Origin of the sequence: Flavivirga jejuensis (assembly GCF_030540765.1) — a bacterium.
Taxonomy (GTDB): domain Bacteria; phylum Bacteroidota; class Bacteroidia; order Flavobacteriales; family Flavobacteriaceae; genus Flavivirga; species Flavivirga jejuensis.
The window spans coordinates 1,196,923-1,222,410 of sequence record NZ_JAUOEL010000001.1 but is presented as its reverse complement, the minus strand read 5'-3'; the positions used below and the strand labels follow the sequence as shown (position 1 = coordinate 1,222,410).

General features: G+C 28.8%; 20 protein-coding genes. 6 read left to right on the top strand and 14 right to left on the bottom strand.

Features of this window, described 5'->3' with window-relative positions:
* Positions 1 to 26: 26 nt before the first annotated feature.
* Complete coding sequence (locus Q4Q40_RS05175; RefSeq protein ID WP_303300663.1) at positions 27 to 1,763, bottom strand: porin family protein; 1,737 nt, start codon at positions 1,761 to 1,763, stop codon at positions 27 to 29.
* A 67-nt stretch (positions 1,764 to 1,830) separates the two neighbouring features.
* Complete coding sequence (locus Q4Q40_RS05170) at positions 1,831 to 4,869, bottom strand: tetratricopeptide repeat protein (protein ID WP_303300662.1); 3,039 nt, start codon at positions 4,867 to 4,869, stop codon at positions 1,831 to 1,833.
* Positions 4,870 to 5,295: 426 nt separating this feature from the next.
* Here Q4Q40_RS05170 and Q4Q40_RS05165 point away from each other — a divergent pair, with 426 nt between their 5' ends.
* Genes Q4Q40_RS05165 through Q4Q40_RS05150 form a run of 4 tightly spaced genes read left to right on the top strand, consistent with a single transcriptional unit; the run spans position 5,296 to position 8,494 of the window.
* Entirely contained in the window at positions 5,296 to 5,979 is a 684-nt protein-coding gene (locus Q4Q40_RS05165) for a cell division ATP-binding protein FtsE (protein WP_303300661.1), read from the top strand.
* A 1-nt stretch (position 5,980) separates the two neighbouring features.
* Positions 5,981 to 6,706, top strand: coding sequence for a methyltransferase domain-containing protein (locus tag Q4Q40_RS05160; RefSeq protein WP_303300660.1), 726 nt, complete (start codon positions 5,981 to 5,983; stop codon positions 6,704 to 6,706).
* Between the two features lies 1 nt (position 6,707).
* Complete coding sequence (locus Q4Q40_RS05155) at positions 6,708 to 7,559, top strand: glycosyltransferase family 2 protein (protein ID WP_303300659.1); 852 nt, start codon at positions 6,708 to 6,710, stop codon at positions 7,557 to 7,559.
* Positions 7,559 to 8,494 carry a glycosyltransferase family 2 protein gene (locus tag Q4Q40_RS05150; protein ID WP_303300658.1) on the top strand — a complete coding sequence of 312 codons (936 nt, stop codon included), beginning with the start codon at positions 7,559 to 7,561 and terminating at the stop codon, positions 8,492 to 8,494. Before Q4Q40_RS05155 ends, Q4Q40_RS05150 begins: the two co-directional genes overlap by 1 nt.
* Positions 8,495 to 8,496: 2 nt before the next feature.
* Here the strand turns inward: Q4Q40_RS05150 and Q4Q40_RS05145 are convergent, their stop codons facing one another.
* Both Q4Q40_RS05145 and Q4Q40_RS05140 read right to left on the bottom strand, forming a co-directional pair.
* Positions 8,497 to 9,567: a glycosyltransferase gene (locus Q4Q40_RS05145; protein WP_303300657.1), complete on the bottom strand. Its 1,071-nt coding sequence runs from the start codon at positions 9,565 to 9,567 to the stop codon at positions 8,497 to 8,499.
* A gap of 51 nt (positions 9,568 to 9,618) precedes the next feature.
* Positions 9,619 to 10,038 carry a sugar 3,4-ketoisomerase gene (locus tag Q4Q40_RS05140; protein ID WP_303300656.1) on the bottom strand — a complete coding sequence of 140 codons (420 nt, stop codon included), beginning with the start codon at positions 10,036 to 10,038 and terminating at the stop codon, positions 9,619 to 9,621.
* 189 nt (positions 10,039 to 10,227) lie between these two features.
* Here Q4Q40_RS05140 and Q4Q40_RS05135 point away from each other — a divergent pair, with 189 nt between their 5' ends.
* A complete protein-coding gene (locus Q4Q40_RS05135; protein ID WP_303300655.1) occupies positions 10,228 to 11,376 on the top strand; it encodes a glycosyltransferase in 1,149 nt (382 codons plus the stop codon).
* 9 nt (positions 11,377 to 11,385) lie between these two features.
* On the opposite strand, the gene Q4Q40_RS05130 is transcribed toward Q4Q40_RS05135, so the two are convergent.
* From Q4Q40_RS05130 to Q4Q40_RS05110, 5 genes are all read right to left on the bottom strand, one after another.
* A complete protein-coding gene (locus Q4Q40_RS05130; RefSeq protein ID WP_303300654.1) occupies positions 11,386 to 12,642 on the bottom strand; it encodes an O-antigen translocase in 1,257 nt (418 codons plus the stop codon).
* A gap of 52 nt (positions 12,643 to 12,694) precedes the next feature.
* Entirely contained in the window at positions 12,695 to 13,795 is a 1,101-nt protein-coding gene (locus Q4Q40_RS05125; protein ID WP_303300653.1) for a DegT/DnrJ/EryC1/StrS family aminotransferase, read from the bottom strand.
* A complete protein-coding gene (locus tag Q4Q40_RS05120) occupies positions 13,792 to 14,664 on the bottom strand; it encodes a GNAT family N-acetyltransferase (RefSeq protein ID WP_303300652.1) in 873 nt (290 codons plus the stop codon). The genes Q4Q40_RS05125 and Q4Q40_RS05120 overlap by 4 nt, the downstream gene beginning before the upstream one ends.
* 126 nt (positions 14,665 to 14,790) lie before the next feature.
* On the bottom strand, positions 14,791 to 15,738 hold the full coding sequence (locus Q4Q40_RS05115) for a glycosyltransferase family 2 protein (protein ID WP_303300651.1): 948 nt from the start codon (positions 15,736 to 15,738) through the stop codon (positions 14,791 to 14,793).
* Positions 15,739 to 15,792: 54 nt separating this feature from the next.
* Positions 15,793 to 17,556, bottom strand: a complete 1,764-nt coding sequence (locus Q4Q40_RS05110) for a glycosyltransferase family protein (protein WP_303300650.1) — start codon at positions 17,554 to 17,556, stop codon at positions 15,793 to 15,795.
* Positions 17,557 to 17,949: 393 nt separating this feature from the next.
* On the opposite strand from Q4Q40_RS05110, the gene Q4Q40_RS05105 reads away from it, so the two are divergent.
* On the top strand, positions 17,950 to 18,573 hold the full coding sequence (locus Q4Q40_RS05105) for a class I SAM-dependent methyltransferase (RefSeq protein WP_303300649.1): 624 nt from the start codon (positions 17,950 to 17,952) through the stop codon (positions 18,571 to 18,573).
* Positions 18,574 to 18,760: 187 nt separating this feature from the next.
* Here Q4Q40_RS05105 and Q4Q40_RS05100 read toward each other — a convergent pair whose 3' ends face one another.
* The 5 genes from Q4Q40_RS05100 to typA all read right to left on the bottom strand — a co-directional run bounded on the left by Q4Q40_RS05100 (position 18,761) and on the right by typA (position 25,435).
* On the bottom strand, positions 18,761 to 20,254 hold the full coding sequence (locus tag Q4Q40_RS05100) for an O-fucosyltransferase family protein (RefSeq protein ID WP_303300648.1): 1,494 nt from the start codon (positions 20,252 to 20,254) through the stop codon (positions 18,761 to 18,763).
* Complete coding sequence (locus Q4Q40_RS05095; protein WP_303300647.1) at positions 20,247 to 21,635, bottom strand: class I SAM-dependent methyltransferase; 1,389 nt, start codon at positions 21,633 to 21,635, stop codon at positions 20,247 to 20,249. Before Q4Q40_RS05095 ends, Q4Q40_RS05100 begins: the two co-directional genes overlap by 8 nt.
* Positions 21,622 to 21,825, bottom strand: a complete 204-nt coding sequence (locus Q4Q40_RS05090) for a hypothetical protein (protein WP_303300714.1) — start codon at positions 21,823 to 21,825, stop codon at positions 21,622 to 21,624. Before Q4Q40_RS05090 ends, Q4Q40_RS05095 begins: the two co-directional genes overlap by 14 nt.
* Before the next feature lie 70 nt (positions 21,826 to 21,895).
* On the bottom strand, positions 21,896 to 23,212 hold the full coding sequence (locus Q4Q40_RS05085; protein ID WP_303300646.1) for an O-antigen translocase: 1,317 nt from the start codon (positions 23,210 to 23,212) through the stop codon (positions 21,896 to 21,898).
* A gap of 423 nt (positions 23,213 to 23,635) precedes the next feature.
* Entirely contained in the window at positions 23,636 to 25,435 is a 1,800-nt protein-coding gene (typA, locus tag Q4Q40_RS05075) for a translational GTPase TypA (RefSeq protein WP_303300644.1), read from the bottom strand.
* Between the last annotated feature and the right edge of the window lie 53 nt (positions 25,436 to 25,488).

Here is a 25,488-nt window from a genome sequence, read left to right as displayed (position 1 = left end):
AGTTTAAAATGGATTCCCCGTGGGAATTAGAAGTCAAACTTATAAGTAGCTCCTGCTAAAAACTGAATACTTTGTACTGGAAAACTTTGCCAACGTTGATAACCATCATTGGCTATATTATTAGCTTTTGCAAATACCGATAATTGTTCGTTAACATGATACCCTACATGTGCATTGGCATCAAAATAACTATCTAAAACAACAGTCGTGGATAGAGGATCTGGAAGTAAAGAACCTTCCAGTACCAATTGATCTTTACGTTCGCCAATATAGAATAAATTAGCACCTGCAAACCAATGCTCGTCTATTTGATAGTCTAAAAATAATGATCCTTTAATATCTGGTAAATTCCATGCTTCTACTTCATCTTCTGTTGAATAACTAAAATATTCTGCTTTTAAGCCTAATTTAAAGTTCCTATTTACATCTACATTTATTTCTCCTGCGACCCCAAAAGTATCCACATCATCATACACAATTCCAAACGAATTCCCGTAATTATAATTATTCTGAGGTGTCAAGTTTCTTATAACATTCGTTTTATAAAGTGCTTTATTTCTATCGGCTAAATAATGTCCGCTAATATTATAACTCATATTACTAGACAGTTTTCCTTTTAAGCCAATATATGCGTTGTATAATTGATCTGTTGGTATTATAAATAAGGTAGGAGACACAAAGGGATTTTCTGTAGCAAAATCGTAATACGAATTTTGAATTAAGTCTCCTTCTATACCTCCATAAACAATCAATACATCGTTTACCAATCTATACGTTGCAGTGATATTAGGGTAAATGTAAACCTTGCTTTCCTTTGCTTCAGAATCTCTTAAATAATAAGCAGAAATACCTAAGTTAACTGTTAAATCATCTTGCTTCATTTCGTAAGTTGATGAGATCCCTGCTTGAAAATTTCCATAGTTAAATTCTGTATTTGTTGTATAACTTCTATCAAATGTCCCGCCTAAATAATCAAACTTAATATCTGTAGATATTTCTACATCATTAATGGGGATATCTATTTTAGCTTTAGCTATAAACCTGTTTTCTCCAGAAGCCTGATTATCTCCAAAACGTCTGAAAAAGAAACTTCCTGAATTAATATAGGTGTCTTCAAATGTAATATCGGCTCCAAAATGACCACTAAAAAAAGAATGCTCTACATCAATACCATTGGTACTTGCTGCAACTATTTGAGATTCTGGTACTCCATACCAATTATAGGTTTGGTGCTTAAACCCGCCTTCAACATTCCATGCCAAATCTCTTAATCGACTTGAGTAATTCACATTGATCTTAGAGTTAGAAAAATTATCATCAAAGGACAGATCTTCAATACCGCCCTGGGATGAATGATGACTTATATAACCTCCTACACTTTCGGTTCTACTAATAGCATGATTTAAGTATACTTCGCCAAGAATAGTTGTATAAGTACCAACACCTAATGTTGCGTAATTATCAAATAATTTTATTGGTTTTCTTTTTTCTACAATCGCAGCTTTTCCTTTTGCTGGTGTGAATGTTGATGCTACTGGAAATGAAAAAATATTGTATTTAATTTCCTTTTTAGTTTCTGTAGTTTCATCCTCTAAAGACGGAGTTTCTTTTACTTTAAATGCATCAGATATTGTTGGGGTATATGGTTTTACTACATCAATAACCCCAGTATTAATCGTGTCTTTTATTTTATCTTGTGAAAAAGAAATTGTTGCACTTAATGTAATTACTACAACTAATATTTTTTTTATGTGCTTTCGCATACTAATATTATTTATGATTGATGAGATGATTCGGCTACGCCTTGATGACATTTTAATTTTTAACAAACTAATCTTCCTGTTGAACAGATGAATTGGTTTTAGCTTCTTCTGCTTTAATTCTCTTTAGCTCACCTTTTGCTTCTGAAACCACATCATCAAATTCGACAAAATTTTTGATAACACTTTCTAAAATATAAGTCGCTTGAAACGCATCATCTAAAGCATAAAAATTCTTTGCCATTAGCACCAAACCTTTTGCACTGTAATATTTATAACCTGAAAAATCTTTAGCTAATTTTTGAACCGATTTGTTAGACGCTTCATGCTTCCCTTCTTTATTTTTAAAATAAGCATTATAGTATAAAGCTTCGGCTGCTGTTTCTCCTGTAGCTACTTTTTCTACATTAGTATACGCTGTTTTTGCTTTATCTTCATCACCTGTTTTTATGGCAGAACGTGCTATAATAATATGAGCGTCACTTTTTATTTTATTATCGATTTTTGAACTTGCCAATACTTTTTCTGCATAAGAAACGGCTTTGTCATAACGTTCTAATTGATAATTCGCTTTCATTAAGTTAGACCGTGCAAATATCACGTTTTGTGGAAAATTAGCCTCTTCTTCTAACCTCAACAATAACGGAAGAGCCTCTTTCCAATTTTTAGCTTCTAAATAATGCTGAGATAAACGTGATAGTGCTTCCTCTGTATATTCGTTTCGCGATGTTTCCACAATGTATTTATAATGAGGCGTTGCATTCTCTTTTAAATCCTTTTTGTAATATAATTGTGCTATATAAAAATGGGCTTGTAAAGCATGTAATCCGTTAGGAAATTCATTTAAATAACCATTAAATTGTTTAATAGCTTTATCTGTATTACTATCTAAATATTGTTTTTCTGCCGCTTCGTATGTCGCGTTATCTAAGTCTGTATCTGTAACCTCAACATAATCCAAAGTTCGAACCCAATTCGCATAATCGTCTACGCGTCCTAAATCTATATAAATTAATTTGGCTGTAGAGACCGATTGAATGGCTTCTGGCGTATTAGGATAATCGCTTGTTATCTGTTTAAATTTAGTTAATGCTTGCTCGTTTTCATTCCCATTGTAATAAACCAAACCTTGTCGCAACAATGACTTTGGTACAAACGAACTCATTTTATATTCAGAATTTAAACGATTGTAAACCGTCATAGCTTTATCTATATCATTGGCTTTAACATACGAATTACCAAGTTCGTACATCGCATCGTCTCGTAATTTTGATGTAGGGTAGTCTAAAATAAACTGTTCTAATTCTTTTATTTTTTTTGATGTTTGTCCACTATAGCCTGTACTAATCGCTTTTTGAAAAAATGGATAATCAGAATCTATTTCATTTAACTTAATAGCATTATTATAAGCACTAATGGCGCTTTTATATTGGCTTGTAACAAAATAGCCATCTCCCAGTCGTAAGTACGCGTCGTTCAATCTTACTTTGTCTTCTTTTTTATTTGAAGTAAATTGATTGAAATACTTAATCGCCTGATCGTAATTTTTTAGCTTAAAATATATATACGCTAAGTTGTAATTTATATTTTCGATTTCTGGTGTTGATGAAGATGCTGTTTCTTGTTGAAACTGTTTTAAACCAATTAATGCATCATCATAATTAGTTAAATTATAATCTGCTTCTGCTTTCCAAAATGTTGCACGAGCAGTATATTTAGGATCTCTCGGTTCCTTTAAAGATTGATCAAAAAGTGATTCTGCTTCTAAATAATAAGTATCATTATAAAGCTCTAAGCCTCTATAAAATGCTACTTTCTGATAGGCTACTTTATTTTCAAAACTGTTTTTCCCTTCTAATAATTTAAGGGCTTCTTTATAATTTTTTGATGTGATATAGGAATCAATTAATAATGTTTCAATTTCTTCCTTATAACTAGTATTGGGGTATTTCGCTAAATAGTCTGCTAAAACCTGAGGTGCCGACTGGTATGGGTTTCCGATTTCATAACTAATCTTTGCATAATTTAGCCATGCATCTTCCTGAATTTTTAAATCATAATCCATTTGTGATGCATTTCTAAAGGCGTTTAAAGCTTCTTGCTTTTTGTTAAGATTAACATAACTTTCTCCTAAGTGATAATAAGCATTCTGAGCAATTGAGTTATTACCACCTATTATTTTATTAAACTCCGAAATGGCATTTTCATAATCTCTTTGTTTGTAATAAGCGTACCCTAATTGATAATAATCGGTGTTATTCCATTTTGCATTCGCGTCTCTTTTACCTTTTTTTCCTTTATACGCTTTTAAATACGGAATGGCTTCTGCATATTTTTCTAAATTAAAATAACTCTCTCCTATTATTTTTGATAGTTCTGATACTTCATTCTCATCACTTTCATCTAACCTTTCTTTTGCAAGCTTAATCGCTTTTTCAAAATTTCCTAATTTAAAATTTAAATCTGCTTGATAGTATGATAGCTTCTCTTTGTAACGTTCTTGGTCGCTTACTTGATCAAAATATTCATTAGCTTTATTATAATCATCTCCTTCATAAGCCATAAAACCTATATAATATTTGGCTTGTGAGCCAAACTCTTGAGAGTTTTCTACACGTGTTAAATATTTTTTAGCTTCTTTATATTGTTTCGCAGAAAATGCTGAATAGCCATTATTGAAATTGTATTTGTCTTTGTCTTTTCTACCTAATGCATTCTCATCAACTTTATCATACCACTTTCTGGCATAAGCATATTTAGAATTCTCAAAGTAATAGTCTGCTACATCAACAAAAGCTGTATTTCGTTTTGTACTCGTTGGGTAATCTTCCACAAAACCTTCTACCAATTGGTCAGCATTTTGTTGATTTAAACGTACTGCGCAATTTGCTATATAATATGTACAATCTGACTGTAGAATTTCTTCTTTAGCTGTTTTCTTCACATTACCAAATAAAGACTGAGCTGCAAGGTACTGATGGTTATTATACAGAGATAAGGCTTTTTGATAATCAACTAAATTACTAGTATAAGTGGCAGATTGTTGTCCTATAATGTGTAAACTAAAACTAATAGCCACCAAGAGAGAAACAATGTTTTTTTTAGTCATTAACGATTCATTTTTTAATTTTAAACCAAAGATAAATAAAGAATTCTGTTTATATTTTAAAGATAAAGAAACAAAAAAAATTATTTATTAGATTCCCGAATCTACGGAAACGGCAAACTTAATGCAACTCTTTAGGAAAATGATCTAAAGCGTTCTTTTTTTAACCCAAATTATGCATTTTCAACTGTCATTTCGAAGTTCTAATGCATAATTTGGGTTTAATATAAATTTTATAACGTAATAATCGTATCATAATTATAAATCAGCTTATTAAATGTAAAAATAAGGATAAGACTGTAGATAGAAAATTAATAAAAAGATTCGTGATTGTAAACACGAAAAAAGGCTATAACAATAAAAATTATGGTTTATGGTTTGCTATGTTAAACTATTAACTTTAAACTTGTAACTTTAAACTCCTTTTTTATGTCGAAACCCATTTTACAATTAAAAGACGCGTCTATTTTTCAAGGTGATAACCTTGTGCTTTCAAACGTTAATGTTGAAATTAATAAGGGGGACTTTGTATATTTAATTGGAAAAACAGGAACGGGGAAAAGTAGCTTTATGAAAACGCTTTATGGCGATTTACCATTAACTGAAGGCGAAGGTCATATTGTAGATTATGATTTAAAACACCTTACTGAAAAAGAAATCCCTTTTTTGAGACGAAAATTAGGTGTTGTTTTTCAAGACTTTAAATTACTTACTGATAGAACTGTTAATGATAATTTATTATTTGTTTTAAAAGCTACTGGTTGGAAAGATAAAACAAAAATGGATACACGTGTTGAAAAAGTTTTAGCAAAGGTGGATATGAAAACGAAAGGTTTTAAATATCCACATGAGCTTTCTGGAGGTGAGCAACAACGTGTTGCTATTGCTAGAGCCTTACTTAATAACCCTGAGCTTATTCTTGCCGATGAGCCTACTGGAAATTTAGATCCTCAAACTAGTGTAGAGGTTATGGAGGTGCTACAAGATATTAATAAGAATGGAAACACCATTTTAATGGCTACTCACGATTATGCTTTACTGCTTAAATATCCTAGCAAAACACTTAAATGTGATGAGAACGCGGTTTATGAAGTGGTGCAGCGGAAAAACTAATATGTACAGGTTCATTAAGAGAAAAGTAAAGACTTTAATTCCGAAAGAATTTCTGTTTAAAAATGAATTGTTTTTTAGAAGTTTTTACGGGATATTTTATATTGGAAATACGCATCAATGTAATATTTGTTCTAAAAAATTAAGATCATTTATTTCATTAGAAAACGAAGATTTATTATGTCCTTTTTGTGGTAGTTTATCAAGAACTAGAAGGCTTTGGGACTTACTTAAACCAAAGGGATATATATTACATTTTTCGCCTTCAAGAAACCTATATAGAGTGTTAAAAAAAATTAAAGCTATAAATTATTTCAGTACAGATTATGAAAATGAGTTTTTAGCTGATTATAAATATGATATTACCAATATTGATCAAAATAATGAAAAATTTGATATTATTATATGTTATCATATCTTGGAACATATCAACGATGACAAAAAGGCAATGTCTGAACTTTATAGAGTTTTAAAACCAAACGGAAAAATTTATATTCAAACACCATTTAAAAATGGAGCCATTTATGAAGACAATACTATTGTTTCTCCAAAAGAGAGAGTTCTACATTTTGGACAAGAAGACCATGTAAGGATTTATTCTGTCGAAGGTTTAAAAGAAAGATTAGAAAATACAGGTTTTAAGGTACAAATTAAACTTTTTAATAATAGTGAAAAAGATCTTTATTATGGGTATACATCTCCTGAAACTGTTTTAATTTTGAGTAAATAATATGCTTTCAATTTTAATTCCTACATATAATTATGATATTACTCAATTAGTTGAATGTTTACATAAACAGGCTTTAGAATGCCATGTAGAATTTGAAATAATAGTATATGATGACGCTTCTAAAAAAGAATTTAACAAAAACGACAAAATAAATGAATTAGAGAATTGTCTTTTTAAAAAATTACCTCAAAATATAGGAAGAAGCGCCATTAGAAATTTATTAGGAACAGATGCCAAATATGAATCTTTATTATTTATCGATGCAGGTACTCTTCCTAAAAAAAATGATTTCTTAAAAAACTACTTAGCAATTGAGAATAAAAAAGTAATAACTGGGGGTATGACCCCTCTGGAAAAGTCTCCAAAAAAACCATATAGATTAAGATGGTTATATACAAAGAAAAGAGAATTTAAAGTTATGTGCTCATCTAATTTCTTAATTAAAAAAGAGGTCTTTATGGCAAATTTATTTGATGAATCATTAACCCAATATGGTCTTGAAGATATTTTATTCTTCGATAGATTATTAGAAAAGAAAATAAATGTCCTTTTTTTTGACAATCCTGTTATACATGCTGCAGATGATGACGCTAATAAATTTATCAAAAAAACTGAATATGCTATAGAAAACTTAGTCTATTTAATAAAAACTAAAAGAATAAAGAGCGAACGCTTTGGCATATCAAAAACATACAATATGCTTTTAAGGTTAAAGCTACATATAGTTACAAAGTATATTTTCAAACTAGTTACCCCTTTATTATTAAAAAATTTCAATTCTAATTTTCCATCAATATTTTTATTAGATTTTTATAAATTGGGATATTATTGTTCCTTAAAAAACAAAGACTAATGCCTTTCTTTTCAGTTATTATACCATTATATAATAAAGAAACTTTTATTGTAAAAACAATAAAGAGTGTGCTGAATCAAAAATTTAAAGATTTTGAGATTATTATAGTAGATGACGGAAGTACTGATAAAAGTTTGGAATTGGTATCTCAATTTCAAGATTTACGAATTAATATCATTCAACAAAAGAATAAAGGAGTATCTGTAGCCAGAAATGTTGGTATTGAGCATGCTAATTCAAAACATATTGCGCTACTAGATGCAGATGACACTTGGTATGATAATCATTTGATCGAATTAAAAAAGCAGATAGCTTTATTCCCAGAAGCTGGCTTATACTGTAATAATTATGAAATATTTCATAAAAAAAATATGAGCCGTAAAGCTGCTCTAAACTTTAATTATCAAAATGAATGTTTGATCGTAGAGGACTTTTTCAAAGCAAGTATAACAAATCTGGTTGCATGGACATCTGCAGTTTGTTTTTCTAAAGAAAAGTTTAATGAGATTGGAGGTTTTGATACTAAATTTAAAACGGCTCAAGATTTAGATTTATGGATTCGTTTTGCATTAAAATATAAAGTAAGTTTTAATCCAACCATTACGATGTCTTACAACTTTTTTGTAGATGATAGTTTGTCAAAAAAAGAATACAATTCTATTAGATATGATTTTATAAATAATTATCCAGAAGAAGAAGCGCAGAACCCTTCTTTAAAAACGTATTTAGATGTAAACAGATATGCGGTAGCGATAAGGTGTTTGATAAATAATGAGAAAAAACTTTATCAAAAATTAAAAAGAGAAATAAACTACAAAAACTTAAACTTGAAGCAAAAAGTACTTTTACAATGCCCTAAATTTTTTATTCAGCTTTGTAAAAGCTTTCATCGTATTTTAATTAAAAACAATATATATCTAACTGCTTTTAAATAAAATTAACGAAGCAAATTTTCCCATTCTTTAGTAATCTTTTCGATTGAAAATTTGTCTATACTATTTTTTGCATTTGCTTTACATTTCGTGTATAAAGATTTATCATCAACTAGTGTATTCAATGCATTTGCTAAAGCTTCTGCATTATAATTCTCGACTATTAAACCATTAGCCCCATGTTGTATGATTTCTTTAGGGCCCGATTTACAATTAACAGAAATTACTGGAGTCTGACATGCTAATGCTTCTAGCAAAACCATAGGAAACCCTTCATGCCGACTAGTCAATACTGTAAAAAGTGCTTTTTTAACATACGGAAAAGGGTTGTTGACGAATGGGATATAATCTACATGGTCTTCAAGAGCCAATTCCCTTATTTTTTCTTTTAAAAAAATAACATCTTTTCCCCCTCCAATAACATATAGTTTAATACCTTTCTGATGTAAAAAAGACTTTTTATATGCCTTCAGCAATAAAGTAAAGTTTTTAACTGGTTCGTCGATGCGTCCATAGCTTAGAATAAAATCTCCTGAAATAGCAACTTCTTGGCTTGCCCCTTTATCAATTTTTTCAACATCAACAGGGTTATATATATGCCCGCAATCTTTGAAACCATAAGAGCTTATAACAGTTTCTTGAATTTCTTTACTCACTGTTATAATTTTAGTTTTGTTCTTATATAATAACTTTGCAAGAAATTTAGATCTTGGTAAATAATTCAACAAATAATAACTATGTACAATAGAGATCATTTTTTTTGCCTTAAAGACATAATGATATAATATAAACTCTTTTAAAAATTTATTTCTGGTACGATTATCAATAATAACATCAAAAGCATGTTTTTTAAAATAGGATCGCAAGACCTTTATTTTTTTAAAATCAGATATATTATCTCCAAATTCTTGTTGTAAATTAAACATTTCACCAAAAAACGCATAGTCTATATCATTTTTGGTCATCATGATATGAACTTCATATTCTAATTCTGATAGCATTTGCGAAAGTAATGCACTAAATCGTTCTGCCCCTCCCTTTCCCAAAGATGTAGTGATAATGCAAATCTTTTTCATTGTGGAATTAAATATCTATTTTAATAAAAAGTTATGTTAATAGTTAGATTTTTATATGTTTTTCAATTTTTTAAATGATTTAAACACCTCAAAATCTCTTATATAATCTTCTTCACAATAAACATTAGAAGCTAATACAAGGCAAACAGCCCCTGATGAAAAATTTTCTAATTCACGCCAATTTCCAGGTGTAATTAATAATCCTTTAGATGGATTATTAAGTGTGATCCTTCTTTCTACTTCCCCATCTTTAAGAATAACATCAAAACTACCACTTAAAGCTATAAGAAACTGGCGGAGTTCTTTATGGGCATGGCCCCCTCTACTCGATCCACTTGGGATATCATATAAATAATAAACGCGTTGTACCTGAAATGGAATAACCTCTTTTTCAATAATAGCAAGATTGCCTCTATGATCTTCTATTTTAGGTATTTCAACAATTACACAATCATTTATTGCTTTACACATAGACTCTTTTTCTTTGAAATTTATTTTAAAACGTGTTGCAGTTTAAAACTAATAAACAACTAAAATAATTAATAATGCTTAAAGTGAGTTAATGTGACCAATTAATTCAATTATAAAATGAATTAATTCTTTAAAAGATTTAAAAAGAAATTAACAAACTTCTATATTTGATTAATCTAAAAAAGATAAATGAAAATTTTATTGATAGGAGAATATAGCAGACTTCACAATTCGCTGAAAGAAGGTTTGATTAAAAATGGTCATGAAGTCCTTTTAATTGCTTCTAATGATGGGTTTAAAAATTATCCTGTTGACATTTATATTGGTGCCAGAACTAAGGAAATACCGTTACTTTTTTTTATTATAAAATTAATTCACAAACTATTTAGAATAGATATTCCAAAAATAGAAGTTGCTTTACGTTTTTACAAAATATTACCAAGGCTTAAAGGTTTTGATGTTGTTCAACTTATTAATGAAGATAGCATAAAGACTTTTTTAAAAATAGAAATGTGGTTCTTAAAAAGAATCATAAATCAAAATAAAAAATTATTTCTTTTATCCTGCGGTACTGATTTTATTAGCGTAAAATACGCATTTGATAAAAAGTTTAGATATTCTATTTTAACACCACTTAATAACAACCCTAAATTAAAAAAACATTATAAATTTATTTTTCAACGTATATCAAAGCCTTATCATAGGCTTCATAAATTTTTATATGAACATATTGAAGGTGTTTTTGCTTCGGATATGGATTACCATATTCCTTTAAAAGATAACCCTAAATATTTAGGGCTTATTCCAAACCCAATCAATATAGATAAATTAAAGGCCGACTCAATAAAAATTACAGATAAGATTAATATTTTTCATGGTATTAATAGCCTAAACTATTTTAAAAAAGGAAATTTATTTTTTGAAGAAGCTCTAGATCGTATTCAAAAAAAATACCCAGAAAAAGTAAACGTTATAACAACTAAAAATATTCCTTATAAAGAATATATAGAATTATATAATAATAGCCATATTATTCTAGACCAAGTTTATGCTTTCGACCAAGGTTATAATGCACTTGAAGCCATGGCAAAAGGAAAAGTTGCTTTTACTGGAGCAGAAAAAGAGTGGCTAGATTATTATAATTTAGCTGAAGATTCTGTTGCTATTAATGCATTACCAAATGCAGAAAAAATTGCAGAAAAAATTGAATGGTTAATTTTAAATCCTGAAAAAATTATTGAAATTTCTAAAAACGCAAGAGCTTTTATAGAGAAAGAACATAACTATATAAAAATAGCAAATAAATATATTTCGAAATGGGCTGATAAGGTTAAGTAACTAAGTGTTTTACTTATTTTGTTTTTGACCTGAAAAATTACTCCAAACAACAAATACGACAATTCCAAAGTATATTATATACCTATATAAATGTGCCATAACCACACCTTCTGCGCCATATAAATCCACTAGTGTTTTTGATAAAAAATAAAATAAACCCAGTGAGATTAATTCTGTTATCACAAAACTCTTTATCATTTTTTTTGCTAAAAACTGATGGGATATAACCAACGTTGCTAATCTAACAAAGTCCCCTAACAATTGCCACCTAAACAATGGTTCTAATCCTGTAAAATTGGGGTAAACTAGATCAATAATTAAGTTTCTAAACAAATAAACCAACAGCATCCCTAATCCAAATAAAGGGAGTATCGTTTTATATATATTGAGAACTTCTTTCTTAAAAAGATGATATTCATAAATTCGTGCAAATTTTGGTATTACGTAAAGAGTAAATAATCCTGAGGAAAATACCATATAGTTTTTAGAGATAAAGCCCATTGCTGTCCAATACCCCGCTTCATTAATGTTGATCTTATTGGTGATCATGGTTCTTATATCTAGCTCTATATAATTTAACAATACAGTCGATACAAAAGACATTAACATAAAAGCTAATAATTCTTTAGCAAAAGGAATTTTAAAGGCTAAATTTTTAATTTTTATATGCTTTTTTAAAATTGTTCCAAAAACATAAATGATAACACCCAACTGAATTATTGGCGTTATAACTATTGAAAACAGCACACCTTCTAATTCGAAATAATAAAGACATATTAAAAGTAATGTTATAGATAAAATATAGCTTAATAAATCAATTTTTGCATATTTTTTATATTCTGACAAACCGTTTATAATACCATGAAAAACTCTATTCACACCTATAACTAAGGGAAGTAAAGCGAGACATTTTATAACATTTACATAATCTAAACTCCCAAACAACTCATTGGTAATCCATAAAGCATTAAAAAAAACAAATGAAGATGTAATAATTGCCCCTATAAAAACAAATATGAATGTAGTTGTAAATAAGTCGGTAAGCTTTTGATTATGGTCTTTAAACTCTGAAACATATTTTACTACACCATTAAACGTACCTAGAGATGAGGAACTCGTTATTATTTGCAATAAATTTCGGAGTTGACCTATTTTAGCAATTCCTATTTCCCCAACAGTAACAGCTAATATTCTTTGAATAATTAAAGAAATAATTAACCTTACTGTAATTACTACAGCATTTAAAGATGTTATTTTTAATAACAAATTATTTTTTATTATTTCTTTAAAATTTACCACCTAAAGTATGTAGATTTTATTAATATTGGTTGATGCTCCTTATAACTTCTTCTACATCTTCTTTTAGCATTACCGGACTTATAGGAAGACTTACTATTTTATTGTGAATAGTTTCAGTGATTGGTAAAGACGTTATTTTTAAATGAGCAAATGCTTCTTGTTTATGTGGAGGAATTGGATAATGAATTAAAGTTTCAATGTGTTTTTCGCTTAAGTAATCTATAAATTCTTGTCTATTTTCAACTAGAACAACAAAAGCATAAAAAACATGATTCTCTGATAAATTATAATAAGGAAGTTTTATCTTTTTATTTGTTATCCCTAAAAGGTACGATTTTGCTATGTTGCGCCGTTTTTCATTATCATCATCCAGTAATTCCAATTTTATATTTAAAAAAGTGGCTTGAATTTCATCTAATCTATTATTGGTACCAATCGTGTTGTATGTGTATTTAAATGTTCCTCCATAATTACGAAGTTTTTTAATCATATTTATTAAAAGCGCATCATTAGAAACTACTGCACCAGCATCACCTAAAGCCCCTAAATTCTTACTAGGATAAAAGCTAAAAGCAGCTACATCACTTAAATTACCAGCCTTACCACCATCTATATTGATAGCTCCGTGAGCTTGTGCCGCATCTTCAATAACTAATAAGTTTTTCTGTTTTGCAATTGTATTAATGCACTCCATATCGGCTAACATACCATATAAATGCACTGCTAAAATAACTTTGGTTTTTTTTGTAATATGCTTTTCAATTTCTATAATTGAAATGTTATACGTCTTTAAATCTGGCTCAACCAAAACAGGTTTTAGTCCGACCTCTTCAATAGCTATAATGCTTGCTATAAAAGTGTTTGCAGGTACTATAACCTCATCATTATGTTGTAATACTCCTAGTTTTAAATAGGCTTTAAAGATCAAAATTAGAGCATCTAATCCATTACTAACTCCAACACAATATTTTGCACCACAATACTTAGCAAAATTATTTTCGAAGCTAGACACTTGGTCCCCTAAGATATAATGACCTGTATCCAGAAAAGATTTAAATTTTTCTTGAAATTTATTTTGAAAACGAGCATTTACTTTTTGTAAATCTAAAAACTTAATCATATGAAGACCTTGTTTAATGCCACATAGTTGGAAGTGTCTATTTTATAAAAATCTTGAGTTATCGTTCTAGCCCCAAAACCTTCTTTCCAGAACTGTAAGCCTTTATTTATTTGCAAGCCATTATTTTCATTTGAAGTACCAAAATCAAAATACACTTTATTTTTAAATACTTCATTTATTAAATGTACATGTAAAAAATCTAAGCTTCCTAATAAATTTTTGTTCTCATTACCCGAAATATATTGAGAATGTGCAACATATTTAGATTCAAAAACGGTGGTTCCCGCTACAATTTGATGCTCTTTATAAACATTAAATTGTCTTATATTATTAGGAAAACGCTCTTTTAAAAGTGTTATTTCTTCTAAACTATGAACTGGTTTAGCATTATGTTTTTTTTCAAGATTTCTAATTAAAATGGCATCCCAAAACAATTCAAAATCACCTTCCTCTTTAATTACTAAATGATGCTTTTTTCCTCTTTTAAAACCTTCTAACCTGTTACTAGAAATCTTTAACTTATTCTTTAAATCAATAACAGATAAGGTATCTCTTTTGGTTAATTCTGCTTTAAGAATGAACATCAAGTATTGCATTTCATCACTTGGGAATGCATTATAAATTGGAGGTATTTGTTTTAAATACAAAGCTTTAATATTATTCTTATTAAAATGTTTTAATAATTCTTTGAAAATTTCTAATACTACATCAAACTTAAGATCCTTAGGTAAGACCAACCCTCCATAAGTTAGTCCTTGATGAGAATAGACCTTATCTCCCTCTATATTAGCAGGCAAAAGAGCCTTTAGCTTATTCTTTTTATAGATCAATAATGAATAATCTTCAAATCTATCTGAATGATATTCCATGAAATCTCTATGAAATAAAAATGTAGCATTTTTTGAGTTAGCTACAAATTCATTCCATTCTTGTTTACTATCAGGATGGTATGTTTTAACTGTATAAATAATTGTGAAATTTTATAACATTTATGATCATTGAACTTCTTGCTTAATATTCGTTTTATCAATAACATATAGGGGTCTGTCTTTAACATTATTATTTATACGGCTAATATATTCTCCTATAATCCCTATAGAGAACAATTGAATCCCTCCAATAAACATGGAACTAATAATTAATGATGACCACCCTGTAACGGTTTCTTTTAATACAAAATGCGCAAAAATTGTATATAAAATAATGACAAAAGAGAAGATTGAAATTATAAAACCAAGTTTGCTCACTAACGACAAAGGTTTGTCTGAAAAACTTGTGATTGCATCAATAGCTAATTGAAACATTTTACTATATGTATATCCAGATTTCCCAAACCTTCTTTCATCTCTATTAAATAACACATATGTTTGTTTAAAACCTAACCACGCGATTTGCCCTCTTAAAAATTTATTACGCTCTGGCATTTTATTAATTGCACTTACAACCTTTTGATCCAAAAGTCTAAAATCTCCAGTGTCTAAAGGAATATCAAAAGACGTTAATTTCTTTAAAATTCTATAAAAAAGTTTTGAGGTAAACTTTTTCAATAATGTTTCTCCTTTTCTTTGTTCTCGTTTCGCATAAACCACGTCGAATCCATCTTGATATTTCTTATATAATTGTGGTATTAACTCAGGAGGATCCTGTAAATCCCCATCAATTATTACAATACATTCCCCTCTACAAAATTCTAATCCAGCAGATACTGCTATTTGATGCCCAAAATTTCTACTCAAATTAATATAGAATATGTTTTTATCATTTTCTGAAAGCTTGAGTAATTCAACAAAAGAATTATCTAAGCTTCCATCATTAACAAAGATCAGCTCATATTTTGTTGTAAAGTCTGCTATGGATAAAACCAAACGGTTATAAAGTTCGAAAATGTTGTCTTGTTCATTATAAATGGGAATTACAACAGAAATATCTTTCTTTTCTTCCATTATTGATCTTATTATTTAGTTAGCTGGATTTAACATAAATACAAGGAATTATTATTACCTTTTATTGGTTCTATAAATATTAAAATAGGCATTACTCCATACCACTCTATAGTCATTCCTTTTCAGGAAATTATTCATTATAATTGTTCTTTTTTGACTATAACTATTACTATCATTCTTAGTTTCATCTAAATAATCCACCATTGGTTTAGAAAACTCAAAAATAGTTTCGAATTTTTGTTGAACTACAATTGGTAAAACCTCAATCTCTTCTTCCGCTTTATTAATTTTTCTTTTAAAAGAAGCACTATCATATATCCAAACCCAAGGGTTATACAAATATGGTTTAGTTTCTGTTAAAAAGTGTATCATTGGAATATTATCATAAGCAAATAAATAATCCTCTGGTTCAACATAGTTTTCTATATTAAGTAATAGATCGTTTATTATTTTGGCTCGCTCTTCCGTTGTAAATATTCCATTAACATATTTGTTTTTAATAATATGTGTTTTATCAAATCTATTCCCCTTATCAAAATAAGCCTCTTGAGACACGCTATATGTTTTTGAAGCAAAATATGCTAATACTAAAATTATAGACATGTTTTTAATCACCCTTTTTGAAACACCTTTTGTTATAGTAACTTTAGTAGTTTCTAAAATAAACGAAACATTTTTAATTTGTGATAAAAAATAAAAAAAGAATGGTACTGCTAACCAAATACACATATAACCGCTACTTTTAATACCACCACCGCTTCCTAATGGTAAAAACACCATCATTAAGATAGACAAAAAGGCTAGTACTTTAGTAGATCGAGTTGTTGTTTTTATTAAAAGTACACCTATTGTTCCAATAAAACCTAATGTGTATAAAAAATGAACATTGCCTTTTTTAACTAACAACACTAATACTAAAAACCCAAATGTATAGATAACTCCTTTTATAAATTTATTGGTTTTTACATAATTTAAAATAGTCATTAGAATTATGTAAATAATGAGGAGTTGACTAAATAAAGTTAGTATGATCTTATAATTAGAAATATCTACCAAAAATAATCTCTTTATATTATGTCCACTATCTTCAGCTTCACCTAAATGAACTAGAGATAATAAAGCATTTTTCATTATATCAACTTGACCTAAATAATTTAATAAACAAAAAATAGCTATAAAACCGATAACGATACCTACAATAAAATTTAACATAGGTTTTATTGATTTTTTGTAGCTATATCCTTTTAGATATCCAAAATAAGGAATTGCTAGTATAAAAATAAAAAGTGTCACATTAGGAAGTCTAGAGAAAACATTTATCCCAAGCAGAAATCCTGAAATAATTAAAAATAAATAGTTAACGTTTTTCAACCCTTTAAATAAAAAGTAAATACTAAGTACTGCTAAAAATTGAGTTAAATGGTTATGATAAAATACTAAATAACCAAAATCATTAACAAAAAGAACCATTGATAAGCCTATTAAAGCGTGGTTTTTACCAATATGGTGCTTGAGTATTTTGTATGATATAGTAAATGTTGCTATATTAAAAATGATTGTTAGAATTCTGAACCATAAAATGCCTCCTTCTGGGTAAACTTGATACCATAAACCTCCAAAAACTCCCGACAACCAATACACAAAATTGTACTCTACTGATGATGGGTTATTATATATTTGTTGGTAAAAAGTTAAAGAGAACCCTTCATCACAGACATCAAATCCTTGAAAGGATAAAATTAATTGTGCTAAGATCACTATTAAAAGAATCAAATAAAGCTCTTTATTCTCGAAGATCTTATTAATTTTATTAAGCATTCTAAATGATTATATATAAATTAATTGGCCAATACACTTTTTGAAAAAGTATCATGGCGAATATAAAGAATAAAAGACAAATTTGAGACTTAGGGTTTATAACAAACCTTTTTTTGAAATACTAAGAGTCTGTTTAAAATTTCGTTAATTATTTTTTTATGCCTCTTTTTACGCATTATTTCGTTAAAATTTTGAACCGTAACTGGGCTATGTTTAAAAATTTTGCCTTATACTGCAGGAAAAATAGCCTATAAAAATTCTAATCACAAAATCTTAAACAGGCTCTAAAGAAATAGAAACAAAAATAAATTTTGAAATATTAATAAATACCCTATATTCACTGTAATAAAAACGACTACATTAATATCACATTGTAGGATCTTATTTAAAATCATGAGTAATCTATCTTTTTCAAACTTTTTTCTTAAAAATCCATTTATTTACTGGACTTACCAACGTTTAGTTGGAGGAGACAGAGCACGTCGGCTTTTTGTTGAAAACAATGTACAACCGATAGAAGGTGAAAAAATCCTTGATATTGGATGCGGACCAGGTAATATTCTTGATTATATGCCTAAAGTAGATTATTATGGTTTCGACATAGATCCTAACTACATTGAAGCAGCTAAGCAAAATTATGGAGAAAGAGGTCAGTTTATTTGTGCAAATATGGATGAATTTATAGTTCCTGATATCGGCACTTTCGATAAAGTAATTGCTACTGGTGTTATACATCACCTAGATGATAGTAACGCTACAAAACTTTTTAAAATTGCTGAACAAGCTTTAAAACCATCGGGATGTTTAATCACCTTTGACGGGTGCTATATTGCTAATCAAAATTTTATTTCTCAATTTTTATTGAAATCAGATAGGGGAAAATATGTTCGAAAACAACCTGAGTATGAAAAATTAGCACAAAAATTCTTCTCGCAAGTAAACGCCACTATAGACGAAACATATTTTCGAGTGCCTTACACATCTATAATGATGGACTGTAAAAAAGTAGCCAATTAATAATATAACTTACTCATTAATATATTTAATAAAAAATTTCTTAAAACCAACTATTCTCGCATAGTCATAGCCATATTTCGTTGGTTTCATACCCAATCAAGTTGAGCACAGGTTTTGACCTAAAAAGGTCAAAAAGCAAAATTCTGTATTTAGATTCCTGTTTTCACGGAAACCCCCAATGCAGAGCCTAGGGAAGTTCTTTTTGGTTAAAAACAATGTCTCCTTTTTCGTTAATATACTCATATACCCCGAAAGGTGCCCCTCTTTCAATTTGAATAAAACTTTTATCATCTTCTAAATGTTTTAAGTAAGATTCATCTTGGCTTAAATATGAAAATAGCACACGAAATAAATTTACTGATGTTTTTATTTTATCATCATAATCTGGAGCTGTATCTGGCCATTTTATAGCTAGTTGAGAAGTAAATATTGAATAAATAATATCTCTATCGCTTTGCAGATCTCGGCTCTCGTAAGTGCTATTCATTCCTACAAAACCACCATGATCGGCAGCAATAATAATTAGAGAATTCTTATCATTAATTAAAATAAAATCAATAATTCCTTTCAACCATAAATTTGTTTCCTCTAAACGCTTTAAGTACTTTGTTCGTTCAATCTCTGCAATATTACCTGGCGATTTTATATTGGTAATATGACTGGGAGATAATTGCTCCAAAAAATAAAAATTATTAGACTTTTTAGATTTTGAAAATATAGATTTAAATTCAATATCAATGTCTCTAGAAACATTAAAACCATTAGAAAAAAAGGAAAGCTCATTATTATTAATGTTACTAAAATCGTAAGATATTTTAGGTCTATTAATAAGTAAGTATGATTTATTTAATAATAAATGCGTTCTATAATCATTTTCTTTTAAAATTTTAATTACAGGATTATTACCTACAATAATATCTCTTGCATTGTAAAGCTCTTTTACCTCCGAAGTGGGGAAATTATGGTAATGGTGCTTCATTGCAAACAAAGAACTATTAGAGCTTAGAGTAGAATAATAATTACTCCTAAAATTAGGATATATTTTAAACTTACTTTTTTGAAGATAATTATTGAACTTACTATTATCAAATTTATAGCAGCTTTTATTTAATTCTGAAAAATTAGCATACCCATCTGGTTGTATAAAATAAATATTGGGTGTTTTTTTAAAGACAACGTTTTCAATATTATCTGGTTGTTCCATCCATTTATATGGATTAATAGCATGGTGAACTAGATAGTTTATTAGAAAAATTGTAACTATTGCTGCCAATAAAAATTGATAGACTATTATTATTTTGATATATTTTCGGAGTAATACTCCTAAAATTAAACCAAGGAAAGCAGCCAGCAAAAGAATTTTTATTTTAAACCCATATGCAGCAATAACCATTAAGAATGCAGCACAAACAAAATTTAAAACAGGAACAAAATATTTTATAAATTTAATAAAGATACCATAACGATTAACAATATAAAGTCCTGATTTAAATAAAATTACAGGAATAAATAAAAAAAGTAGCATATTAAAAAATAGGTGCTCCCAGGAATTTATTAACGCAAAATTCTTATTATAATTATAAATTAATGGGTACAACCCACATGCAATAGCTGAAACAACAGGGTAGTCCTTTTTACTTCCAACAAACCTAATTACTATATTTCTTAACTTATTAAACATCTTTAACTTTAAACAAAAACATTATTCTTTCAGAATTATCTATAGATTGTTTTTCAATTATATCAAAATACCTGATATAAGTATTTTCAAAACTCTCCAAATTATAAAAACTAAAATGCTCTTTAAATTCTCCTTTAGTTTTTAATAACCGTTCAACCCACGAGTCGCTTCTTTTAGGAAACTCAATAATAAGATATTTTGAAAATGAAGCAAAAAATTTAGCAGACATATCAAAAGTAATATTTCCAGATAATGACATATGATGAATCACTGCCAAAGCCAGTGTTACATCTGGTGTAAATTCTTTTATACGCTTTAAAAAAGAAAAACGTTCTTTATTATTAAAACCTACCGAAGGTGAAGGGCTTAAAACATCTAAAACAAAAGGTAAAATATGAGTCTCCTTATTCGTTTTAATTTTTGTATAATTGAAATCAACAGCATTATTATCAATATCACAAACTAAGGCTTGCTCTATTTTAGAATCTATAAATCTAACAAAAGTTCCATCGTTTCCTCCTATATCAATAAGAGTTTTGATTTTTAACTTTAACACCCAACTATTTATTAGATTAGATTTAAACTTAAAAGCATCATCAGAATAATTTGTTTTATTATAATAACTCCCCCATTCTGATTCCTCTTTTAAAGTCAGTTTTTTAATATTATTGTATAAGCTTTCAATAATATTTAGCTGCCCTTTTAATGAAAGTGAAGACGTTTTCGTTTCTCCCTTATAATCTTCATTATGCTTATCTTCAAATTTTGCTAACAAATGAATATTTGAATATAAAAAGGGATTTATTTTTGTTTTAAAAGGCAACATTGAAGATACCATTTTGATAGGAATACCATCTATAAAATTACTCATTAATTTAAGCATTTGTGTTCCATGGTAATGCGCCAAAATCAAAGGTCCAAAAAAATGAGTTATAAATTGCTTATATCCTCTCCAAGGGGTATTCTCTTCATAAAAATCAAAAGACAACGTATCAATAAAAACGGCATGCCCTTTATAAAAAGTAACATTAAATGCAGAAGCATCTTTAAGCGAGAAATTATTTTCCAAACAATACTTTTGAAGTTTGAGTGTTAACAAAGCAGCCGCTTTATATTGGTTAAAACTCCATTCATATGGATATGTTATAAATGGAATCTGCTCTGGTTGAATAACGACACAAGATTCGTTTGCCGATAATTCTTCGTGTTTAATAAGTAATCCTGTTTTAAATAATTTATCAAAAAAGCCTTGATTTTTCAAGGCAAAATATTGTTTAAAATAAATAGGATTAATACAACGTTTGACTAGAGTTTTATCTAAAAAAACATACCCTGATGGGTCTCTAAAAGAAGAGTCGTGAGATTGTTTATTCGTCTCCATCGTCTTTATTTTCTATATCTGTATCTTTGATGTTAATATCATCAAACAAATCATCCTCTTTTACTAAACCAAAAAACATTTTGGCTTTATAAATCAAATTTTTAGAAAATAATAAAAAGCCCGCTATAGCCGCAACTATTGCTTGTACTATCATAGCTCCTAATCCTGGGTCAAAATAAAGAAAATACATCAATTACATTTTTTATAAAAATAAATAATTTATCCTATTACATATTTTATTTTAGAATTTGTTTTTTATATTATTCTATTTTATCATTTTTCTCACTATTCTCCACGCCAAAAAGCGAACTTCCGAATATGAGTAAAATGATACCATAATACATAACATAGCTCACAAAATGTCCAACAACAGCTCCTTTAACACCTTCAAATAAGTCAATAAAATAAATACTCGTAGTATATAATGTTATTGTTAAAAAGGCCTCCGTTAAAATATAATGCCAAAACATCTTTTTTGCTAAAAACTGGTATGCTATAACAATAGACAAAATTTTAATAAAATCGCCTAGCAACTGCCATAAAAACAAATCTTCAACGGGTTCAAACTCGCTGGAAAAAACCGTATATATTATAAATGGTTTAAATAAGTATATAATAAACAAACCAATAGCCAAAATAGGAATCACTGTTTTATAAAAACTAAACACCTCTTTTTTAAATTCTTTAGCATCATCAATCTCAGAAAATCGAGGTAAAATATATAACGCTATTAACGAAGTAACCAGCATTAAATAATACTTAGATATTCTTGTCATAGCTTCCCAAAAACCAGCATCTTTATAACCAATATTATCTATAATATACGACCTAATTGCTATAGCAACTAACGGCATAAAAACAACAGAGAAAAGAGCCATTAATGAGTAAGGGCTCATTTTTTTTAAAAAACTATAGCTTACCCTATCAACTCTTATTAGCGATACCAAATTACGTCTGTTAATAATACCTACTAAAGTGATTAAAAATATTAACGCTTCTGCGATGACTACAGATATTAGAGCACCATCAATCTTATTTTGATAAATTAAAAGTAAAGCAATAGAAACACTTAATATCTGTCCTATTATATTAATAATAATTAATATTTTATACTTAGAAAAGCCATTCATTATAGAAAATGAAAGCATGTTTAAAGCATAAAAAGGGAGTACTATAGCGAATATTTGAATAACATAGGCGTAGTTATTATAAACAGGAAAAATGAGGTCATTTATTAATTCTGCATTAAAATAACATAAAAAGGATACTAAAATGGTTGATATAAAAGCGACATAAAATATAGTTGATATCGTTTTACTAAGCCCTATAACATCGTCTTTAAATTCTGAAATATATTTTACAGCTCCTTTATAAAAACCAAGTATAGCAATTCTTTGAAAAGAACTAACAAAATTTTGCAAATTTCCAATTAACGCTAATCCTACAGGTCCTATAAAAACGGCTATAGCCTTTGATGTTAATATTCCTGCTATTATTCTGGTTAATACTGAAGCCGTTTGTAACGAAGTAACTCTAACTAAAACTTTACTATTTATATAATCAATTAATTTTTTCAATTAAGTGTAAGTTTTTTATAAAAAGTACTTTAAATTGAATACATATCTGTAAACACTAAAAAAACATATTATTCTTTTATGCTTTTGTAAAGTAATCAAATATACAAAATCATTTAACTTTTCTCTCTTACCTAGCTATAATCATAAGAAATTATTCATTATCTAATCATTATCAAAATATAAATAGCTTATGATTTACTTTGCCATAAATAATATAAATTTATGCAAAGTATCGCTGTGTTTGTTATTATAATAGGCTTTGAGAGCGGATCTAACAAAATGCCATAAAACACAAATAGTAAACATCCAAGGGAGTTTACTATTCGTAATTTATTAACCGATTTCATTAAGAATGATATTAGAACAGTTGCCATAGCAGCATATCCAACCCATTCGACACTCGAAATTCCTAAGAATTCCATTTTATATTGATTTGTTACGTTTTCTATCTACTTCCGATAAAAAGATTTTACGTAATCTTAAGAAATTAGGTGTAACCTCAACATACTCATCTTTTTGAATATATTCTAAAGCTTCTTCTAAAGAAAATTTAATTGCAGGTACAATTTTCGCTTTATCATCTGCTCCAGAAGAACGTACATTACTTTGCTTTTTAGCTTTTGTAATGTTTATATTCATATCGTCTTGACGTGAGTTTTCACCAATAACCTGACCTTCATAAATGCTTTCTCCTGGTTCTACAAAAAACTTTCCTCGGTCTTGCAATTTATCAATAGAATAAGGGATTGCTGTTCCGTTTTCCATAGATACTAAAGATCCCGAAATACGTCCTGGAATATCACCTTTTAAAGGTTGGTATTCTTTAAAACGGTGTGCCATAATTGCTTCTCCAGCTGTTGCTGTTAATAATTGGTTACGTAAACCAATAATACCACGAGAAGGAATTAGAAACTCACAAACCATACGGTCGCCTTTAGCTTCCATACTTAGCATTTCACCCTTACGTAATGTTACAAATTCTACAGCTCTACCAGATACAGTCTCTGGAAGGTCAATAGTTAATTCTTCAATAGGTTCACATTTCACACCATCAATTTCTTTAATGATTACCTGTGGTTGTCCAATTTGAAGTTCGTATCCTTCACGACGCATGGTTTCTATTAAAACCGATAAGTGTAATACACCACGCCCAAAAACCATAAATTTATCTGCACTGCCTGTTTCTCCTAAGCGAAGTGCTAAGTTTTTTTCTAATTCTTTTTCTAAACGATCTTTAATATGTCTAGATGTTACATACTTTCCATCTTTCCCAAAGAAAGGCGAATCGTTAATTGTAAATAACATACTCATTGTAGGTTCGTCTATTGCAATAGATTTTAACCCTTCAGGTTTTTCTAAATCAGAAACGGTATCTCCAATCTCAAAACCTTCAACACCAACCAGTGCACATATATCTCCAGTTTGCACGCTTTCTACTTTCTTACGTCCTAAACCTTCAAAAATAAAGACTTCTTTAACTCTACTTTTTGTAACAGTGCCATCTCTTTTTACTAAAGCAATTTGCTGCCCTTCTACAATGTTTCCTCTTTGAACTCTACCAATCGCAATACGACCAGTAAAAGAAGAGAAATCTAAAGATGTAATTAACATTTGTGTTGTTCCTTCTTCAAAAACAGGCGTTGGAACATGCTCAATAACCATATCTAATAATGGCTCTATATTATCAGTTTCATTTTTCCAATCGTCACTCATCCAATTATTCTTTGCCGAACCATAAACAGTAGGAAAATCTAATTGCCATTCTTCTGCACCTAATTCGAACATTAAATCGAATACTTTTTCATGTACTTCATCGGGCGTACAGTTTTCTTTATCAACTTTATTTACAACCACACAAGGTTTTAAGCCTAAATCAATTGCTTTTTGTAATACAAAACGCGTTTGTGGCATAGGGCCTTCAAAAGCATCAACTAGTAATACAACACCATCAGCCATATTTAAAACACGCTCTACTTCACCTCCAAAATCGGCGTGACCAGGTGTATCTATAATATTAATTTTAGTGTCTTTATAAATAACAGAAACATTTTTAGAAGTAATTGTAATACCTCTTTCACGTTCCAAATCATTATTATCAAGAATTAAATCACCTGTATTTTCGTTTTCACGAAATAACTGACAGTGATACATGATCTTATCAACCAAAGTAGTTTTACCGTGATCTACGTGTGCAATAATTGCAATGTTTTTAATATTAGCCATAATAGTGCCTTATTTTAAGCGTGCAAAGGTAACTATAAATAACGGATAAATTA

Coding starts and splice junctions, on each gene's coding strand:
- Q4Q40_RS05175 (WP_303300663.1), bottom strand. CDS start 1,763: ATGCGAAAGCACATAAAAAAAATATTAGTTGTAGTAATTACATTAAGT.
- Q4Q40_RS05170 (WP_303300662.1), bottom strand. CDS start 4,869: ATGACTAAAAAAAACATTGTTTCTCTCTTGGTGGCTATTAGTTTTAGT.
- Q4Q40_RS05165 (WP_303300661.1), top strand. CDS start 5,296: ATGTCGAAACCCATTTTACAATTAAAAGACGCGTCTATTTTTCAAGGT.
- Q4Q40_RS05160 (WP_303300660.1), top strand. CDS start 5,981: ATGTACAGGTTCATTAAGAGAAAAGTAAAGACTTTAATTCCGAAAGAA.
- Q4Q40_RS05155 (WP_303300659.1), top strand. CDS start 6,708: ATGCTTTCAATTTTAATTCCTACATATAATTATGATATTACTCAATTA.
- Q4Q40_RS05150 (WP_303300658.1), top strand. CDS start 7,559: ATGCCTTTCTTTTCAGTTATTATACCATTATATAATAAAGAAACTTTT.
- Q4Q40_RS05145 (WP_303300657.1), bottom strand. CDS start 9,567: ATGAAAAAGATTTGCATTATCACTACATCTTTGGGAAAGGGAGGGGCA.
- Q4Q40_RS05140 (WP_303300656.1), bottom strand. CDS start 10,038: ATGTGTAAAGCAATAAATGATTGTGTAATTGTTGAAATACCTAAAATA.
- Q4Q40_RS05135 (WP_303300655.1), top strand. CDS start 10,228: ATGAAAATTTTATTGATAGGAGAATATAGCAGACTTCACAATTCGCTG.
- Q4Q40_RS05125 (WP_303300653.1), bottom strand. CDS start 13,795: ATGATTAAGTTTTTAGATTTACAAAAAGTAAATGCTCGTTTTCAAAAT.
- Q4Q40_RS05120 (WP_303300652.1), bottom strand. CDS start 14,664: ATGGAATATCATTCAGATAGATTTGAAGATTATTCATTATTGATCTAT.
- Q4Q40_RS05115 (WP_303300651.1), bottom strand. CDS start 15,738: ATGGAAGAAAAGAAAGATATTTCTGTTGTAATTCCCATTTATAATGAA.
- Q4Q40_RS05110 (WP_303300650.1), bottom strand. CDS start 17,556: ATGCTTAATAAAATTAATAAGATCTTCGAGAATAAAGAGCTTTATTTG.
- Q4Q40_RS05105 (WP_303300649.1), top strand. CDS start 17,950: ATGAGTAATCTATCTTTTTCAAACTTTTTTCTTAAAAATCCATTTATT.
- Q4Q40_RS05100 (WP_303300648.1), bottom strand. CDS start 20,254: ATGTTTAATAAGTTAAGAAATATAGTAATTAGGTTTGTTGGAAGTAAA.
- Q4Q40_RS05095 (WP_303300647.1), bottom strand. CDS start 21,635: ATGGAGACGAATAAACAATCTCACGACTCTTCTTTTAGAGACCCATCA.
- Q4Q40_RS05090 (WP_303300714.1), bottom strand. CDS start 21,825: ATGTATTTTCTTTATTTTGACCCAGGATTAGGAGCTATGATAGTACAA.
- typA (WP_303300644.1), bottom strand. CDS start 25,435: ATGGCTAATATTAAAAACATTGCAATTATTGCACACGTAGATCACGGT.